We start from the raw sequence: 984 nt of genomic DNA on the forward strand, positions 1-984 counted from the left end.
CCTCTGGTGTTGGCGGTGTTGGTGTTTCTGGCTCACTCGGCACTTCTGGTGTCGGTGGTGTTGGTGTTTCCGGCTCACTTGGTACTTCCGGAGTCGGTGGTGTTGGTGTTTCCGGCTCACTTGGTACTTCTGGTGTCGGTGGTGTTGGCGGCGTTGTATCTTCTTCAATCGTTTGTTGACCTTCATTTTGACCGCTTACTTTTGGAAGTGTATCTTCTTCAAAATCAACACTGTTGTGTCCACCGAATTGATAATTTGGTTTATCTTTGTTTGTATCTTCTTCAATAATTTCAGTGTGCTTATTGAATCCATGAATTTGTGGCACACTGTCGAAGTCGATATCAATGATATTACCACCTTGTTCATACTTAGGTTTGTCTTTCTCTGTATCTTCTTCGAATGACTGGTTACCATTATTTTGACCTTGGATTTGAGGTACACTGTCGAAATCGATATCTACGATATTGCCACCTTGTTCATATTTAGGTTTGTCTTCTTCTGTGTCTTCCTCGAATGACTGGTTACCGCTATTTTGGCCACCTTCATAACCTAATTCACTCTTAATATCAACATGACTATTTTCTTCGATTTCTTCAATCACGCCATAATTACCGTGACCATTTTCAGTTCCTAAACCAGAATGAGAAATATGATGATTGTTTTCAGTGATTTCCTCGATTGGACCTTGAGCTTGACCATGTTCTTCTGGTAGTTCATCCACTAGTTCAATCAGATTACTTTCAGTCGTATATTCTTTCGTATCTTCAATTGTTGTATGATCGCTCACTGCGCCAGTTACAATACCTTTTGTAGACTCTTCGTCAAATTCAACTAAGTTAGACTCAGTAGTAACCTGACCACCACCTGGATTTGTATCCTCTTCATATTCAACAACATCAGCGTGATGTTTTGAATTTTCATGTGTCGATTCTTCAAAGTCAATTGGATTTGATTCCTCAGAGGACTCAGTGTATCCTCCAACGT

1 pseudogene is annotated in these 984 nt (G+C 40.4%); it reads right to left on the minus strand.

Annotated features, from left to right (window positions below):
• Window positions 1-984, minus strand: a pseudogene (gene fnbA, locus IDG60_RS16125) (fibronectin-binding protein FnbA); the annotation flags it as partial.

This window comes from Staphylococcus sp. EG-SA-2, from assembly GCF_017152085.1.